The following is a 16,388-nucleotide window of genomic DNA, read 5'->3' as shown; positions in this document are numbered from 1 at the left end:
GACCGCCACCGTCCGCCGCACGGATCGCTCGTCACGGTCGGGCGGAACGCTCCGACCGAAGGGATTCAGAGGGAGCGGTATGAGGAGTTTCAAAGGTCAATGGCTGGCCACGGCCGTGGTATCGGCCAATCTGTTAAGTGCTGGCCAAGCCAGCGCGGCGTTCGAGGACGGCGACAAGGCGTCGTCGGCTTCGAGCCTCGACACGGTGATCGTCACCGGCACGCGCACCCAGGAACGCACCGCCAGCACCTCGCTGGCCCCCATCGACGTCATCAGTGGCGACGCCTTGCGCAGCAGTGGCTCGGCAGAGCTGGGCACGGTACTGGCCAAGCTGATCCCATCGATCAACTTTCCCCGTCCCAGCCTGGTGGATGGTGCCGAGCTGACTCGCCCGGCGCAGCTGCGCGGTCTTTCGCCGGACCAAGTGCTGGTGCTGGTCAACGGTAAACGTCGCCACACTTCCGCCTTCGTCAACCTCGGCGGTGCGGTGGGGCGTGGCTCGGCGCCGGCCGATCTGAACGCGATTCCGCTGTCGGCCATCGACCATATCGAGGTCCTGCGCGATGGCGCTTCGGCGCGCTACGGCTCGGACGCCATCGCCGGGGTAATCAACGTCATCCTCAAGCAAGACGACCATGGCGGCTCGGTGTCGACCCGCTACGGCCAGTACAGGAAAGGTGATGGCATTCAGCGCCAGGTGACCGGCAACAGTGGTTTCGCGCTGGGCGAAAACGGCTTCATCAACCTTACGGGGGAGGGGGCCAACAACGACTACACCGACCGCGCCGGCGATGATTTTCGCGCCGCGAGCATCGGCTCCGCCACCTATGGTCAGCATGTGTTCCGCCAAGGCGAGCCGGCCAGCGAAGAGGGTAAGCTGCAGTTCAACAGCGAATATTCGTTCAACGATGCCGCTCAGTTCTACAGCTTCGGTGGCTACAGCAAGCGCCGGGGCGAGACAGCGGCTTTCTATCGTGCCAGCAATGCCTCGAACAACAACCCGGCAATCTTCCCCAACGGCTACCTGCCGCTGATCCGCGGCAGCCTGGAAGACACCAGCCTGGTTGCCGGCCTGCGTGGCGAACTGGCCTACGACTGGCATTACGATCTGTCCGCCAATTACGGCAGGAACCGCTACGAGATCCATACGCGCACCATCAATACGGCGCTGGGCCTGGCCACGCCACGGTCGTTCGATAACGGCACACTGACCAACGACCAGAAGCAGCTGAGCCTGGATCTGTCGCGGGAATTCACGCTGAGCTGGCTGCCCAACCCGGTGTCGCTGGCCGTCGGCACCGAGTACCTGCGCCAGGGCTATCAGATCGAAGCGGGGCAGCCCGAGTCGTACTTCCAGAGTGGCAGCTCGGGCCTGGCGGGCTTTCGGGATTCGGATGCCGGCAGCCACTCGCGCCACAACCTGGCCCAGTACCTGGATCTGGAAACCGACTTCACCGACCGGCTCAGCGCTTCGGCGGCGCTGCGTCACGAGGACTACAGCGATTTCGGTTCCAACCTCAGTGGTTCGTTGTCGGCGCGCTATGCCTTCACCGAGCGCGTTGCGCTACGTGGCAGTGTGTCCACCGGCTTCAGGGCACCGTCGCTGGCCCAGCAGAACTTTGCCTTCACCTCGTCGCAGCTGATCGGCAACAGCATCCAGGAAGCCGGCACCTTTCCGGCCAGCAGCCGGGTGGCACAACTGCTCGGCGCCGAGGACCTGCAGGCCGAGAAGTCACGCAATTACAGCCTGGGTCTGGTGCTGGAGCCGCTGGACAACCTGACCGTAACCGCCGACGTCTACCGCATCGACATCCGTGACCGTATCTCGCTGTCGTCCAACCTGGTGCTCAACAATGCCGCCGCCAGCTACCTGCGGGCCAACGGGGTGGGGGACATCAACTACACCTCGGTGCGCTACTTCACCAACGCCACCGACACCCGCACCGACGGCGTCGACCTGGTGGCCAACTATCGCTACCGCTTTGACAACGGGCTCGGTTGGAACAGTACCCTGGGCTATAACTACAACCACACCCGAGTGACCGATGTGAAGGCCAACCCCAGCGTGCTCGATCAGTTGGGGGTCAACCTGGTACGCGTCGACCGTCGTGAGCGTGTCGGTCTAATGGGCGATACCACGCCCCGGCACAAGCTGAGTCTTGGCAACGACTTCACCTACGGCAGCTGGGTGCTGCACTCGAACCTGGTGCGTCATGGCGAGTTCACCAGCTACCAGGCCGACCCGGTCAACGACCAGACGTTCAGTGCGGCCTGGCTGCTGGATCTGGCGCTGGACTACCGGTGGCGCAACTGGACCTTCACCGTCGGCGGCGACAACGTCACCGACCAGTACCCCGAGAAGCTCAATGACTTTGCCAGCAGTGGCGGAAACCTGGCGTACAGCACCTACTCGCCCTACGGTTACAGCGGCGCCTTCTACTACGCCCAGGTGGCTTACAGCTGGTAGGGCGGCATGAGCGCTGGGGCCGGGTCTGAGCGCCGGATGGCGCCCGACCTGGCCGCCGAGCGGGGGACAAAACGGGTGGACCGGGCGCAATTTTTCCGCGCTTGGTGTAGTGTGCGCACCCAAAAACACGGGGCGCGTTGCATGCAAGAGCTGTTGAACGAAATCCTGGATGAGGTGCGGCCGCTGATCGGCCAGGGCAAGGTCGCCAATTACATTCCGGCGTTGGAGCTGGTGCGCCCGGATCAACTGGGTATTGCCGTGTACAGCAACAGTGGCGAGGTGTATCAGGCGGGCGATGCGCTGACGCCGTTCTCGATCCAGAGCATTTCCAAAGTGTTCAGCCTGGTGCAGGCCATCGGGCATTCCGGCGAGTCGATCTGGGAGCGCGTCGGCTACGAGCCGTCCGGGCAGCCGTTCAACTCGCTGGTGCAGCTGGAGTTCGAGCGCGGCAAGCCGCGCAACCCCTTCATCAATGCCGGGGCGCTGGTGATCTGCGACATCAACCAGGGCCGCTTCGCCGCGCCGGCGCTGTCGATGCGCGACTTCGTGCGGCGCCTGTGCGGCAATCGCACCATCATTTCCGATGCCAAGGTCGCCGAGTCCGAATACCAGCATCGCTCACGCAATGCCGCGGCGGCTTGGCTGATGAAGTCCTTCGGCAATTTCCATAACGATGTGGACGACGTGCTGCGCAGCTACTTTCATCACTGTGCACTGAGCATGACCTGCGTCGACCTGGCCAAGGCCTTCGGCTTCCTGGCCAACGAAGGCTTCTGCGCCCACAGTGGTGCGCAGATACTCACCCCCCGACAGACCACCCAGCTCAACTCGATCATGGCCACCAGCGGGCTGTACGACGAGGCCGGCAACTTCGCCTATCGCGTTGGCCTGCCGGGCAAGAGCGGCGTCGGCGGCGGCATCATCGCCGTGGTGCCGGGGCGCTTCTCGGTGTGTGTGTGGTCTCCGGAATTGAACGCTGCCGGCAATTCGCTGGTCGGTATGGCGGCGCTGGAACGGTTGAGCGCGCGGATCGACTGGTCGGTGTTCTGACGGCCAGGCGGGTCCGCTTCACCAGCCAAGGAGCCTGAAGTGAGTCCGAGCCTGTTACCCAGTCTGCTGGCCGTCGCGGCCTTGTTGCTCGGCGGTTGCGCCAGTCGCCCTGGCGGGCCACCGCCTCTGAATGCCGAGCAGGCCCGCGAGCGTATCGCGGCGCTGTTGCCGGCCAACGTCAAAGACCGTCAGGGCTGGGCGACGGATATCCAGGTGGCGCTGAGCACCCAGGACATCGAGCCCAGCCCGCAGAACATCTGCTCCGTGCTGGCGGTCACCGAGCAGGAGTCGACTTTCCAGGCCGACCCGTCGGTGCCGGGTCTGGCGCGTATCGCGCGCCAGGAAATCGACCGCCGTGCCGCACGCCTGCACCTGCCCAGCGCCTTGGTTGACGCGGCGCTGGGCCTGCGCTCGCCAGACGGCAAGACCTACGCGGCGCGCCTGGCCGCGGCGCGCACCGAAGGCCAGCTGAGCGCGATCTTCGATGACTTCATCGGCATGGTGCCGCTGGGCCAGACCCTGTTCGGACGCTTCAATCCGGTACACACCGGCGGTCCCATGCAGGTCAGCATCGCCTTCGCCGAGCAGCACGCCGATGGCTATCCCTACGCGGTAGACGGCACTGTGCGCCGCGAAGTGTTCAGCCGCCGTGGGGGGGTGTATTTCGGCACCTTGCACCTGCTGGGTTACCCGGCCGATTATCCCGAGCCGCTGTACCGCTTCGCCGACTTCAACGCCGGCTGGTACGCCAGCCGCAACGCGGCGTTCCAGAGCGCGCTCAGCCGCCTCACCGGTATCGACCTGGCGCTGGACGGCGACCTGATCCTCCACGATTCGCTGGACCCCAGCGCCACCGAGCGCGCGGTACGCAGCCTCGGCCCGCGCCTGGGGCTGGGCAATCCGGCGATTTACAAGCAGCTGAAGAGCAGCGTGGGGCCAGACTTCGAGGACACCCAGGTGTACCGGCGCGTGTTCGAAATGGCCGAGCAGACAGCCGGTAAACAGCTGCCGCGTGCCATACTGCCCGGCATCACGCTGCAAAGCCCGAAAATTACCCGTAACCTGACCACCGCCTGGTTCGCCCAGCGGGTCAACGAACGCTATCAGCGCTGCCTGCGGCGTAATCCGCAGGCGGCGCCATGAGCCGTCATCATTCGAGAAAAGGGAGCCACCGATGCAATATCGTCCACTCGGCAAGACCGATCTCTCCGTCAGCGCCATCTGCCTGGGCACCATGACCTGGGGCGAGCAGAACACTCAGGAGCAGGCTTTCGAGCAGATCCGCCTGGCCAAGGATGCCTCGGTCAATTTCATCGACACCGCCGAGATGTACCCCGTGCCGCCGCGCGGCGAAACCTACACCCGCACCGAGAGCATCATTGGCGAGTACTTCAAGAAGTACGGTGACCGCCAGGATTGGGTGCTGGCCAGCAAGGTGGCCGGGCCGGGACGTATGGAGCACATTCGTGACGGTAATCCGCGCCTGGACCGGCGCAACATCACCGCGGCGCTGGAAGGCAGCCTCAAGCGCCTGAACACCGATTACCTGGACCTGTACCAACTGCACTGGCCAGACCGCAAGACCAACTTCTTCGGCGTGCTCGGCTACCAGCATGACGCCAGCGACGAGTTCGTCGCCATCGAGGAAACCCTGGCCGTGCTCGACGACCTGGTGAAGGAGGGCAAGATCCGCCACATCGGCCTGTCCAACGAAACCCCGTGGGGCACCCAGCGCTTCCTGCACTTGGCCGAAACCCATGGCTGGCCGCGTGCGGTGTCGATCCAGAACCCCTACAACCTGCTCAACCGCAGCTTCGAGGTGGGCCTGGCGGAAATCGCCATCCGTGAACAGATCGGCCTGCTGGCCTATTCGCCCTTGGCGTTCGGCGTGCTGGCCGGCAAGTACCTCGACGGTGCACGCCCGGCCGAGGCGCGCCTGACCCTGTTCGAGCGCTTCCAGCGCTACAACAACCCGCAGGCCGTACAGGCCACCGCCGAGTACGTGAAGCTGGCTCGCGAGCATGGCCTGGACCCGGCGCAGATGGCCCTGGCCTATGTCACCAGCCGGCCGTTCGTGACCAGCAACATCATCGGCGCGACCAACCTGCAGCAGCTGGGCAGCAACCTGGCGAGCATCGACCTGCAATTGTCCGATGAGGTGATTGCTGGCATCGAAGCCATCCACATCCGCCAGCCCAACCCGGCACCCTGATCGGCAGCGGGTGTGCAGCGCGCAGGCTGCGGTCATAATGACCGCAACCTGCCCCCGCTGACCGGAGCCCCGATGCCTCATCCGCTACTGCGTTCGCTGCTGCCCCTGGTAGCCGACCTTTCCCGTGAACTGCCAGACCACGAGCGCTACCGCCGCCTGTTGCATTCCCTGCGCCAGTTGCTGCCCTGCGATGCGGTGGCCTTGCTCAAGCTCGAAGACGACGTGCTGGTACCGCTGGCGGTGGAGGGGCTGAGTCCTGACACCCTCGGCCGGCGCTTTCGCGTGGTCGAGCACCCGCGCCTGGAAGCGCTGCTGGCCAGCGAGCAGCCGGTGCGCTTCGCTGCCGACTGCGAACTGCCGGACCCTTACGACGGTCTGCTCGACGGCCATGGCCAGCTCGAAGTACACGACTGCCTGGGTTGCCGACTGAGCATCCAGGGCACGCCGTGGGGGCTGCTGACCCTGGACGCGCTGGACCCTGCCACGTTCGGCAGTGTCGACCTGGAAACCTTGCAGGCTTTCGCCAGCCTGGCGGCGGCCACGGTGATGGCCAGCGAGCGCATCACCCAGCTGGTGCGCGGCGTCGAAGAGCAGCGCCAGCTGGTGGAGGTGTACAAGCGTGTGGCGGGTGGCCAGGTGCCCCGTGAGCTGATCGGTCAGAGCCCGGCGCACAAGCGCCTGGAGCAGGAGGTCCAGCTGGTGGCCAGGAGTCCATTGACGGTGCTGGTGACCGGCGAGACCGGGGTCGGCAAGGAGCTGGTCGCCGAGGCCATTCATCTGCATTCGGTGCGCGCGCACAAGCCGCTGATCAGCCTCAACTGTGCGGCGTTGCCGGAAACCCTGGTGGAAAGCGAGCTGTTCGGGCATGTGAAGGGCGCCTTCTCGGGCGCGCTGAACGGTCGCAGCGGCAAGTTCGAGCTGGCCGACGGCGGCACCTTGTTTCTCGATGAAGTGGGCGAGCTGCCCCTGCCGGTGCAGTCCAAGCTCTTGCGCGTGCTGCAGAGCGGCCAGTTGCAGCGCCTCGGCTCGGACCAGGAGCACCACGTCGATGTGCGGATCATCGCCGCCACCAATCGTGACCTGGCCGAGGAGGTGCGTCAGGGGCGTTTCCGTGCCGACCTCTACCATCGCCTGAGTGTCTACCCGTTGCGGGTGCCGCCGCTGCGCGAGCGCGGTCGCGACGTGCTGCTGCTGGCGGGCTATTTCCTCGAAGAGAATCGCGTGCGCATGGGGTTGCGCAGCCTGCGTTTGCACAAGGACGCGCAGAACCGCCTGCTGGCCTGGCGCTGGCCGGGCAATGTGCGCGAGCTGGAGCACCTGATCAGCCGCGCGGTGCTCAAGGCGCTCTCGGCACATGCCGAGCGCCCCAGGGTATTGACCATCGAAGCCGCCATGCTCGGCCTGGAAGGCGATGAACAGGCTGTCGACCTGGTGCAAGGGCAGGACGAGGTAACGCTGCCAGAGCCGGGCGCAGGGCTGAAGGCTTCGCTGGATGCCTTCCAGCGACGCCTCATCGAGCAAGCGCTGCAACGCCACCACGGCAAGTGGGCCGAGGTGGCCCGCGAGCTGGGCGTGGACCGCGCCAACCTGAGCCGGCTGGCTCGGCGTCTGGGCATTCGCTAGGCGAACCGTGCCTTCGGACGCCGACTGCTCTTGCGAAACCTGAGCCCCGACCGGGCTGCAAGCGGCCATGCAGACAGCTCGCTGATCGACAGCCTGGAAAAAAAAAGGAATCTTTCGCGGAGCTTGCAGGTCCCTTACTTCGCAGTGTCCTGTCACGCAACCAAAGACTGCATCGATGGACAAGCGTTGCGGGTTCACGCCGGGGGCGACGTGGACTGCTGTCGATCAGTCCTGCCAATGGGAGGGCGTGACCAGGCACAGGATCATCAAGATAAGGGAGGCAATGCCATTAATGGCCCAGGAAAAACACTACCGGATCGACTACTTGTTGAACGGCGCTTTCAAGAGTTTCTACATCCGAGCCAAGCACATGGACAACGCCGAAGCCTGGCACCACGCAAGCGTGGACGCCGGCCTGGCGCGAATTCCCAAATACCGCCTGGAGCGAGTGCCGCGCGTCTCCAAGCCTTACGCTGAACACTTCGGTATCACCAATGTGGAGTGGAGCCAGGCGTAAGTTGTCACCCGTCGGTCAGTCACCGTCGTAGGGAAACTCCTGGAGGGCGTCGAGCAGGGGGCGGTCACCCGGCCCCTGCAGGTTGTCCAGGACCCAGCACTGGCTGGCGGGGCTTTTCACCAGCAGCAGGCGGGTGGTCTGTTCGACCCCCTGCTGTGCAGGTGCATTCTTGTAGCCGAGCAGGTAGCTCATCTCTACCACCGCCTGACCATCGGCATTGGACACCTGTTTCCAGGTCACCGGCTGTTGCACTTCGCCGTCCTGGGCATCGGTCCAGGGATCAGCCGAGATGGCGCACATGTCCCCGTTGGCCTGGCAGGCCCAATCCTTCTTCAACCAATCCAGCAGATTGGCCGACAGGTACTGCGGCCCGCCCTTGCCCTTGACGTAGAAGTCGGCGTGCTGGGTGAAAATCCAGCGTGCGGTGTCGGCAGGTGTGTTCGCCGGGCAGGCGGCCAGCGCCGGTGCGGAGAGGCTGAAGGCGGCAGCGAATGCGAGGGCTTTGTACATGGAGTGGACTCGGTAAGAGGACAACGATGGCGGCATGCCGCCCATAACTGGCATTTGTAGAGCTAAACGATAAAAAAGCAAGAGGCGAGCAGGGCGGGCGTCCCGCGCTGCAGGGTAATTTCTTTCAATACCCCCGCGCGGCCGCTCGCTACCTTGCCAGGGTCGTTTTCGATTCCTGGTGAGGCAGACAGATGAGTGTATTGATTTCCATGGCCACCTTTGCGCTGGCGTCGTCCATTACCCCCGGCCCGGTGAACATCGTGGCGCTCAGCGCGGGGTTGCGTTTCGGCTTCGGCGCCAGCATGCGCCATGTGCTGGGTGCCACCCTGGGCTTCACGCTGCTGCTGGTGCTGATCGGCTTCGGTCTGCACGAGACCTTGCAGCAATGGCCGTTCCTGACGCGTGGCATCCAATGGGCCGGTGTGGCCTTTTTGCTGTACATGGCCTGGAAACTGGCCACCGACGACGGCCGCTTGAGCGTCGAGCACGCCAGGGCGCGGCCGACGATGCTGACCGGTGCCATCATGCAATGGCTCAACCCCAAGGCCTGGCTGGCCTGTATCGCCGGTATGGGGGCCTTCGTCGGCGACGGGCAAGCAGTGCTGATCTGGCAGTTTGCCGGGCTGTATCTGGTGATCTGCTACCTGTCGCTGGGCTGCTGGGCCTATGCGGGCGCCAGGTTGAGCCGTTACCTGGACCGCCCGGCGCGGATTCGCGGCTTCAACCGCTGCATGGCTGCTTCGTTGCTGGGCTGTGCGGGTTATCTGCTGTTGCCTTGACGACCCGTTACAGGCGGTATTGCCCGGGCGTCGCGGCCAGGTGTTTCTTGAACTCGCGCTGCAGGTGCGCCTGGTCGGCGAAGCCGGTGTCGCAGGCCACGTCGGCGATCAGCTGGCCGTCGCGCAGCTGGCGTTGAGCCTGCTGGATACGCCGGTTGAGCAGGTAGGCATGGGGCGTCATGTGGTAGCGCTGCTCGAAGGCGCGGATCAGGTAGGAGGGCGACAGGCTCGCCGCCTGGCAGATGTCCTGCAGACGCAGGGTCTGGCGGAAGTGCGCATCGATGTACTCGGCGGCCCGTTCGATGCGCGGCGCGGGTTTGTCGGTAGCCGGTCGAATGCCACCCAGCTGGCGGTACATGAGGTCGAAGAACTCTACAGCGGCACACTGCTTGTGCAGGATCGCCACCTGGCTGTCTACCAGCGTGTCGTACAGGGCCAGCAGTGCACTGAACAACACCGGATCCTGACTGTGCGAGGGCGCCAGTGGCTGGAAGGCCGTGCCTTCGCCATCGGGCTGGATGTCGGCCAGCCATTGCGGGTCGACGTAGAGCATGATGTAGGACCAGGGCTGGTCGTCGATGGGATTGCAGGCGTGGACCTGGCCGGGGTTCATCAGTACCACGGTGCCGGCCTGAATGCGCGTGGTGGTTTTTTCCAGACGGTAGAGATTGCAGCCTGAGGTGATCGCGCCGATCGAGAAGATCCGGTGCGAATGCGGTGCATAGCAGACCTGGCGGCCGTCGCCGACCGAGCGGGCTTCGATGAATGGCAGCTCGGCGTCGCGCCAGAAGTAGGGCTTGTGCGCTGCGAGGTGAGCGGTCGCGCTGGACATGCAGGCCTCCTGGGTTGACGGAACCCGCAGGGTAGCCCGATTGGCCCATGCAGGTCACGCGGGTTGACACGCCGGGCGAACTTGCCGGACTTTTAACGGCCTCAATAGCATCTCGGTTGCCATCGGGGCGACCGCCGAGCCCATGGAGCTTGTTATGAAAGTACTGATGGTCCTGACCTCCCACGACCAACTGGGCGACACCGGCCACAAGACCGGCTTCTGGCTGGAAGAGTTCGCTGCGCCGTACTACGTGTTCAAGGACGCGGGGGCCGAGGTGGTGTTGGCGTCACCGGCCGGCGGCCAGCCGCCGCTGGACCCCAAGAGCGACCAGCCCGAGTTCCAGACCGAGCTGACCCACCGCTTCAAGGCCGACCCGGCCGCGCAGCAGGCCCTGGCCAGCACCCTGCGCCTGGATGCGGTGAAGGCGGACGACTATGACACGGTGTTCTACCCCGGTGGCCACGGCCCGTTGTGGGACCTCGCCGAGTCGCCGGTGTCCATTGCGCTGATCGAGGCCTTCGACCGTTCCAGCAAGCCGATTGGCTTCGTCTGCCATGCGCCGGGCGTGCTGCGCCATGTCAAGAACGCCGATGGCCAGCCACTGGTCAAGGGGCGCCGGGTGACCGGCTTCAGCAATGCTGAAGAGGCCGATGTGCAGCTCACCGAGGTCGTACCGTTCCTGCTGGAGGACGAGTTCCAGCGTCAGGGCGCGCAGTACCAGAAGGGCCCGAACTGGGCATCCTACGTGGTCGAGGACGGGCGCCTGATCACGGGCCAGAACCCGGCCAGCTCCGAGGCAGCGGCCAAGGCGCTGCTCAATCGCTTGCGCTGATTGCGCAGAAATGACAAGGGCGTGCCAGGCACGCCCTTGTTTTTTGCAGCCGTTTCACTTCTTGACCGGCACGATCTCCATGATCCGGTTGTTGGTGATCTGTACCCGTACGTACTTGTCTTTGACCTGCACCCACTGGCTTTCTTTCTCGGGCTCTGGCAATCCCTTGGCCTTCCAGTCGATGGCAGCGCTTTCGCGATCCGAGTCCGCTGGCGCTTTTTCACCCACTTTCAGTTCCGAGGGATGGAGCGCGCCACCCTTGGGTTCGGCTTCGGTCTGCTGGGCGGCGACGGCCAGTTGGGTGCCGCACAGGGCACCGGCCAGGGTCAGGGCGGCGATCAGTGGAATGCTTTTCATGCTGTGTCCCTCTTCAGTCTGCAAAATGGCGGCTGTATGCCATGCCTACAGAGTGGGACCCGCGACAACTCAAATCATTCATCTCGATTCACCGCCTTGCCGATTTGGCTCAGCCTTGCAGCGCGCTGGCCAGGGTCTGCTGCCAAGGCGTGGTGGGACGGCCGATCAGCCGGCTCAAGGCCCGGCTGTCATCGAACAGCCCGCCTTGCGCGGCACCGACGTCGGAGTCGGCCAGCAGCTCGGCGTAAATGGCCGGCAGCCCGGCCTTGAGCAGCGCGGCCTGATAGTCGGCCTGGGGCAGGTCGACATAAGGCAGTGGCTGGCCGGTCAGGCGTGCGGCCTCGGCGGCGAACTCGGCCAGCGTGTAGCTCGTGTCGCCACCCAGCTCGATGTGCTCGCCAATGGGGGGCTGGGCGGTCAGCAGCACAGCTGCCGCAGCGGCAGCGTAGTCGGCTCGGCTTGCGGAGCTGATGCGCCCTTCACCGGCAGCGCCATAGAGACTGCCCAGTTGCAAGGCCGTGGGGATACCGGCGGCATAGTTCTCGGTATACCAGCCATTGCGCAGCACCACGAACGGCACGCCACTGGCCTGCAGGTAGCGCTCGGTGCCAGCGTGCTCTTCGCCCAGTGCCAATGGTGAACGGTCGGCATGCAACAGGCTGGTGTAGACCAGCAGTGCGGTACCGGCGCGTTGTGCGGCATCGATCACCGCCTGGTGCTGGGGCAGGCGCTTGCCGACTTCGCTGGACGATACCAGCAAGACTTTCTCGGCACCCTGCAGGGCGCTGTCCAGCGTGGCCGGCTGGTTGTAGTCGGCCTGGCGCACCTGCACGCCGAGCGCCTTGAGGTCGGCCGCCTTGTCCGGGCTGCGTACGGCGGCGACGATCTGCTGCGCGGGGAGCTTTTCCAGCAACTGTTCGATGACCAGGCGGCCCAGCTGGCCGGTGGCTCCAGTAACGACGATCATGGTGAATCCTCTGCTTCGGTGGGGATGTGCGCAGACTAATTCGTGTGCTAACTTTTAGTAAGTACGTACAAAAAGGTTAGTGCCATGTCTGATTCTTCTCCGTCGCTGTTTGCCCAGGCCATGCTTGGCCGACCTGGCGAGTTGCTTGCCAGTGAATGCCCGTCGCGCTCGGCGCTGGCACATGTGTGCAGTCGCTGGGGCGTGCTGGTACTGGTGGTGTTGCGTGAAGGCATGCACCGCTTCAGCGAGCTGCGCCGCAAGATCGGCGGGGTCAGCGAGAAAATGCTCGCCCAGACCTTGCAGCAGCTGGAACAGGACGGCTTCGTCGAGCGCCGTGCACTGCCGGTGGTACCACCGCACGTCGAATACCGGCTGACACCGATGGGCGAGGAGGTGGCTGCGCTGGTCGACGGGCTGGCCAGCTGGATCGAGGACAACCTGCCGCGCATCCTTGAAGCACGCGAGGCCGCCAGCCAGATGGCCTGACGCAGCTTTTTGGAACTGTAGGACGCAGCGGGCGGTCGAGAAAACCATACCGCTCACGCCTTTCTTGCGCATTCATACAGGAAGCCTGCATGTCCAAGACCATCGCCGACCATCTCGCACTTAGCCTCGCCGCTTCTGGCGTCACCGACATCTGGGGCGTTTCGGGGGACAGCCTGAACGGGCTGTCCGATAGCTTGCGACGCCTGAAAACCATCAACTGGCGGCACACCCGCCACGAAGAAGCCGCAGCATTCGCCGCTGGCGCGCAGGCTGCGGCCAGCGGGCGCCTGGCGGTGTGTGCGGGCAGTTGCGGGCCGGGCAACCTGCACCTGATCAACGGCCTGTACGACTGCCAGCGCAGCCGGGTGCCGGTGCTGGCCATCGCCGCGCACATTCCGTCGTCCGAAATCGGCCTGGAGTATTTTCAGGAAACCCACCCGCAAGCGTTGTTCAAGGAGTGCAGTCACTTCGTCGAACTGGTCAGCAGTGCCGAGCAGTTCCCCAGGGTTCTGGAGCGCGCCATGCGCGCGGCGGTTCATCAGCAGGGTGTGGCAGTCATCGTGCTGCCCGGTGACGTCGCCTTGCAGCCGGCGCCCGAGGCGCCGCTGTGCAAGGTCGAGGCCTTGCGCCCGCAGGTGCTGCCGGCTGAAAGCGAACTGCAGGCCCTGGCGCAACTGCTCGATGGCAGCAAGGCAGTGACCCTGCTGTGCGGTGCCGGTTGCGCCGAGGCCCACGACCAGGTGGTGGCCCTGGCCGAGCGGCTCAAGGCCCCGGTGGTGCATGCCTTGCGCGGCAAGCAGTACATCGAATACGACAACCCCTTCGACGTGGGCATGACCGGGTTGATCGGCTTCAGCTCCGGTTACCACGCCATGCTCAACTGCGACACCCTGGTGATTCTCGGCAGCAGCTTCCCGTACCGGAATTTCTACCCGGAAAAGGCCAAGGTGGTGCAGATCGATCTCGACCCGACCCAGCTCGGCCGCCGTGTGCCGGTCGACCTCGGCCTGGTCGGCAATGTGCGCGACACCCTGGAGGCGCTGTTGCCGCGCCTCAAGCCACATGACGATCGGCGCTTCCTGGACAAGGCGCTCAAGCATTACGCGAAATCCCGCGCCGAGCTGGACGAGCTGGCCACGCCGACGCCGGCCGGCCAGCCGATCCATCCGCAGTACCTGACGCGCATGGTCGACCAGCTGGCCGATGATGATGCGTTGTTCACCGTCGACGTCGGCACCCCGACCCTGTGGGCGGCGCGCTATCTGCACATGAACGGCAAGCGCGGGCTGCTCGGTTCCTTCAGCCATGGCTCCATGGCCAATGCCATGCCCCAGGCGCTGGGCGCGCAAGTGGCGTTTCCCCAGCGCCAGGTGGTGGCGCTGTGCGGTGACGGTGGCCTGTCGATGATGCTCGGCGACCTGCTGAGCGTTCGCCAGCTGAACCTGCCGGTGAAAATGGTGGTGTTCAACAACAGCTCGCTGGGGTTCGTCGATATGGAAATGAAAGCCGGCGGCTATGTGCCGTTCGGCACCGACCTGCATCCGACCGAGTTTTTCGGCATCGCGCTGGGTGCTGGCATCCTCGGCATTCGCGTGGACAGCGCCGAGCAGCTGCCGGCGGCGTTGCGCCGCGCCTTCGACCATCCCGGCCCGGTGCTGCTCGACGTGGTGGTGGCCAAGCAGGAGCTGGCCATGCCGCCGAAGATCAAGCTGGCCCAGGCCAAGGGCTTCAGCCTGTACATGCTCAAGGCGGTGCTGAGTGGGCGAGGCAGCGAGGTGCTGGAGCTGGCCAAGACCAACCTGCGCTAGCCGCAATGTTGGTCATTCAGGGGTAGCGGCTTCAGCCGCGAAGCGAGCGCATGTTCATAACAGCGGATAGGCTGATCCTGCCGGCGTCTCACGGCTGAAGCCGCTTGTGCCGGCGTTGCAAGGCACATGCATACAAGCCCGTGCGGCGACTTTCGTGCCTACTGATGCAAAGCCTTGCCTTCGCACATCAGAGCCCGGAAGCCGCCCATGAACCGTAACGACCTGCGCCGTGTCGACCTCAACCTGCTGGTGATCTTCGAAGCGCTGATGTTCGAGCGCAACCTGACCCGCGTGGCGGAAAAACTGTTCATCGGCCAGCCGGCGGTGAGTGCCGCACTGGGGCGGTTGCGTGACCTGTTCGACGATCAGTTGCTGCTGCGCAACGGCCGGGTGATGGAGCCGACGGCGCGGGCGCTGGACATTCTCAAGGAAATCCGCCCGGCACTGGATACCATCTCCGGGGCTGTGAGCCGTGCCAAGGATTTCGACCCGGCGAGCAGCACCGAGGTGTTTCGCATCGGTCTGTCGGACGATGCCGAGTTCGGCCTGCTGCCGCCGCTCATGGCGCGTCTGCGTGAAGAGGCACCGGGGATCATCGTGGTGATCCGCCGTGCCAACTACCTGCTGCTGCCGTCGCTGCTGGCCAGTGGCGAGATTTCCGTGGGCGTGAGCTGGACCGTCGACCTGCCGGCCAATGCCAAGCGCAAGAAACTGCGCGACATTCCCTGCAAGGTGATTCGTGGTGACGCGCGCCCCGAACCGCTGACGCTGGACGACTACTGCTCGCGCCCGCATGCCATGGTGTCGTTCTCCGGCGACCTGTGCGGCAATATCGATCTGGACCTGGCCAAGGTCGGCCGCACGCGCAAGGTGGTGCTGGCGGTGCCGCAGTTCAACGGCTTGCGTGCGCTGCTGGCGGGCACCGAGATGATTGCCACCGTCCCGGACTATGCCGCCTGTCCGCTGGTGGAAGGCAGTCGCCTGCGCGCCGAGGACCCGCCGTTCCCTATCGATCCGGCCGAGCTGTCGATGGTCTGGAGCGGGGTGCACGACAACGATCCGGCCGAACGCTGGTTGCGCGCGCGCATTCAGGAATACATGTCCGCGCCGCTGCCCATCGGGTGAGTGTTTCACTTCCAACACGGCACATGCGTCCAATTACCGCAGGCTGATCGGCGGCACCATCACTCTCGAATCGACCCAGGCCGTCCGACTGGCCTGGTGTCCCGACCGATGAGTCATGGAGCCGCCGGAAATGCCCGATACCTCTCGTCTCGACGCCAAGGCGAGCGAGCCCAGCGTCGAAGTCGTCACCCTGGTGATCCGCCACCGGATCAAGGCAGGGCACGAGTCGCACTACGAACAGTGGCTCAAACGCATCGTCGCCATTGCCAGCCAGACCCCCGGGCACCTGGGTGTCGATGTGATGCGCGGTCGCAATGGCGGCCTGCAGGCATTCACCTCGGTGTTGCGCTTCGCCTCCACCGAGGCCATGCAGCAGTGGCTGGACTCTGACCAGCGGCGCGAGCTGGTGCGCGAGGCCGCGCCTATGCTGGCCGATGGGGACCAGACCCAGGTCGCGCCGCACAGTGAGTTCTGGTTCAACCCCGGTTTCGACGAGCAACCACCGCCGCCGCGCTGGAAGCAGGCCGTGGTGTCGTACCTGGTGATCCTGCCGCTCAGCCTGCTGGTGCCACTGCTGTGGCAGCCCGTACTGGCGCTGCGCCCCTGGTTGTCGAGCTATTTCATGAGCAACGTGCTCATCACCCTGACCATCGTCCTGCTGGTGGTGTACCTGATGATGCCGGCCGCCACCCGGCTGTGCGCTGGCTGGCTCAATGCTTCTGCCAACGACAGGAAGTCGACCCATGAGTGACGACAAGACCGATCTGCAGCGGCGGCGCTTCATCGCCAACAGTTCGCTGCTCAGCGCGGCGGCGGCGATCCT

At 64.9% G+C, this 16,388-nt stretch carries 16 protein-coding genes; 12 read left to right on the top strand and 4 right to left on the bottom strand.

What is annotated here, in order from left to right:
* Window positions 1-79: 79 nt before the first annotated feature.
* From RRX38_RS05115 to RRX38_RS05090, 6 genes are all read left to right on the top strand, one after another.
* Entirely contained in the window at window positions 80-2,467 is a 2,388-nt protein-coding gene (locus RRX38_RS05115) for a TonB-dependent receptor (RefSeq protein ID WP_315961797.1), read from the top strand.
* A 141-nt stretch (window positions 2,468-2,608) separates the two neighbouring features.
* Complete coding sequence (gene glsB, locus RRX38_RS05110; RefSeq protein WP_315961796.1) at window positions 2,609-3,517, top strand: glutaminase B; 909 nt, start codon at window positions 2,609-2,611, stop codon at window positions 3,515-3,517.
* Window positions 3,518-3,556: 39 nt separating this feature from the next.
* A complete protein-coding gene (locus RRX38_RS05105; protein ID WP_315961795.1) occupies window positions 3,557-4,660 on the top strand; it encodes a DUF1615 domain-containing protein in 1,104 nt (367 codons plus the stop codon).
* 31 nt (window positions 4,661-4,691) lie between these two features.
* Entirely contained in the window at window positions 4,692-5,729 is a 1,038-nt protein-coding gene (locus tag RRX38_RS05100) for an NADP(H)-dependent aldo-keto reductase (RefSeq protein WP_315961794.1), read from the top strand.
* Between the two features lie 72 nt (window positions 5,730-5,801).
* Window positions 5,802-7,352, top strand: coding sequence for a nitric oxide reductase transcriptional regulator NorR (gene norR, locus RRX38_RS05095; RefSeq protein WP_315961793.1), 1,551 nt, complete (start codon window positions 5,802-5,804; stop codon window positions 7,350-7,352).
* A 292-nt stretch (window positions 7,353-7,644) separates the two neighbouring features.
* The gene (locus RRX38_RS05090) at window positions 7,645-7,869 is read left to right on the top strand and encodes a DUF6555 family protein (RefSeq protein ID WP_295478068.1); all 225 of its coding nucleotides are present in this window, start codon (window positions 7,645-7,647) and stop codon (window positions 7,867-7,869) included.
* Between the two features lie 15 nt (window positions 7,870-7,884).
* Here RRX38_RS05090 and RRX38_RS05085 read toward each other — a convergent pair whose 3' ends face one another.
* Window positions 7,885-8,379, bottom strand: coding sequence for a DUF3828 domain-containing protein (locus RRX38_RS05085; RefSeq protein WP_315961792.1), 495 nt, complete (start codon window positions 8,377-8,379; stop codon window positions 7,885-7,887).
* Between the two features lie 191 nt (window positions 8,380-8,570).
* Here RRX38_RS05085 and RRX38_RS05080 point away from each other — a divergent pair, with 191 nt between their 5' ends.
* Window positions 8,571-9,158, top strand: coding sequence for a LysE family translocator (locus RRX38_RS05080; protein ID WP_315961791.1), 588 nt, complete (start codon window positions 8,571-8,573; stop codon window positions 9,156-9,158).
* A gap of 7 nt (window positions 9,159-9,165) precedes the next feature.
* Here the strand turns inward: RRX38_RS05080 and RRX38_RS05075 are convergent, their stop codons facing one another.
* On the bottom strand, window positions 9,166-9,990 hold the full coding sequence (locus RRX38_RS05075) for an AraC family transcriptional regulator (RefSeq protein ID WP_315961790.1): 825 nt from the start codon (window positions 9,988-9,990) through the stop codon (window positions 9,166-9,168).
* Window positions 9,991-10,144: 154 nt separating this feature from the next.
* On the opposite strand from RRX38_RS05075, the gene RRX38_RS05070 reads away from it, so the two are divergent.
* Window positions 10,145-10,822 carry a type 1 glutamine amidotransferase domain-containing protein gene (locus tag RRX38_RS05070; protein WP_295478079.1) on the top strand — a complete coding sequence of 226 codons (678 nt, stop codon included), beginning with the start codon at window positions 10,145-10,147 and terminating at the stop codon, window positions 10,820-10,822.
* 54 nt (window positions 10,823-10,876) lie between these two features.
* Here the strand turns inward: RRX38_RS05070 and RRX38_RS05065 are convergent, their stop codons facing one another.
* Both RRX38_RS05065 and RRX38_RS05060 read right to left on the bottom strand, forming a co-directional pair.
* The gene (locus tag RRX38_RS05065) at window positions 10,877-11,179 is read right to left on the bottom strand and encodes an RcnB family protein (RefSeq protein WP_315961789.1); all 303 of its coding nucleotides are present in this window, start codon (window positions 11,177-11,179) and stop codon (window positions 10,877-10,879) included.
* A gap of 109 nt (window positions 11,180-11,288) precedes the next feature.
* Complete coding sequence (locus RRX38_RS05060) at window positions 11,289-12,146, bottom strand: SDR family oxidoreductase (protein WP_315961788.1); 858 nt, start codon at window positions 12,144-12,146, stop codon at window positions 11,289-11,291.
* Window positions 12,147-12,230: 84 nt separating this feature from the next.
* Here RRX38_RS05060 and RRX38_RS05055 point away from each other — a divergent pair, with 84 nt between their 5' ends.
* From RRX38_RS05055 to RRX38_RS05040, 4 genes are all read left to right on the top strand, one after another.
* Window positions 12,231-12,632 carry a helix-turn-helix domain-containing protein gene (locus RRX38_RS05055; RefSeq protein WP_315961787.1) on the top strand — a complete coding sequence of 134 codons (402 nt, stop codon included), beginning with the start codon at window positions 12,231-12,233 and terminating at the stop codon, window positions 12,630-12,632.
* A gap of 89 nt (window positions 12,633-12,721) precedes the next feature.
* Window positions 12,722-14,440, top strand: a complete 1,719-nt coding sequence (poxB, locus tag RRX38_RS05050; RefSeq protein WP_315961786.1) for a ubiquinone-dependent pyruvate dehydrogenase — start codon at window positions 12,722-12,724, stop codon at window positions 14,438-14,440.
* A gap of 207 nt (window positions 14,441-14,647) precedes the next feature.
* A complete protein-coding gene (locus tag RRX38_RS05045) occupies window positions 14,648-15,565 on the top strand; it encodes a LysR substrate-binding domain-containing protein (RefSeq protein ID WP_295478092.1) in 918 nt (305 codons plus the stop codon).
* A gap of 130 nt (window positions 15,566-15,695) precedes the next feature.
* Window positions 15,696-16,316: an antibiotic biosynthesis monooxygenase gene (locus tag RRX38_RS05040; RefSeq protein ID WP_295478095.1), complete on the top strand. Its 621-nt coding sequence runs from the start codon at window positions 15,696-15,698 to the stop codon at window positions 16,314-16,316.
* The last annotated feature ends 72 nt before the right edge of the window (window positions 16,317-16,388 follow it).

The organism is Pseudomonas sp. DTU_2021_1001937_2_SI_NGA_ILE_001, assembly GCF_032463525.1.
Lineage (GTDB): Bacteria > Pseudomonadota > Gammaproteobacteria > Pseudomonadales > Pseudomonadaceae > Aquipseudomonas.
Note: the sequence above shows the minus strand (reverse complement) of the source record. Positions and strands in the feature narration are given on the sequence as shown.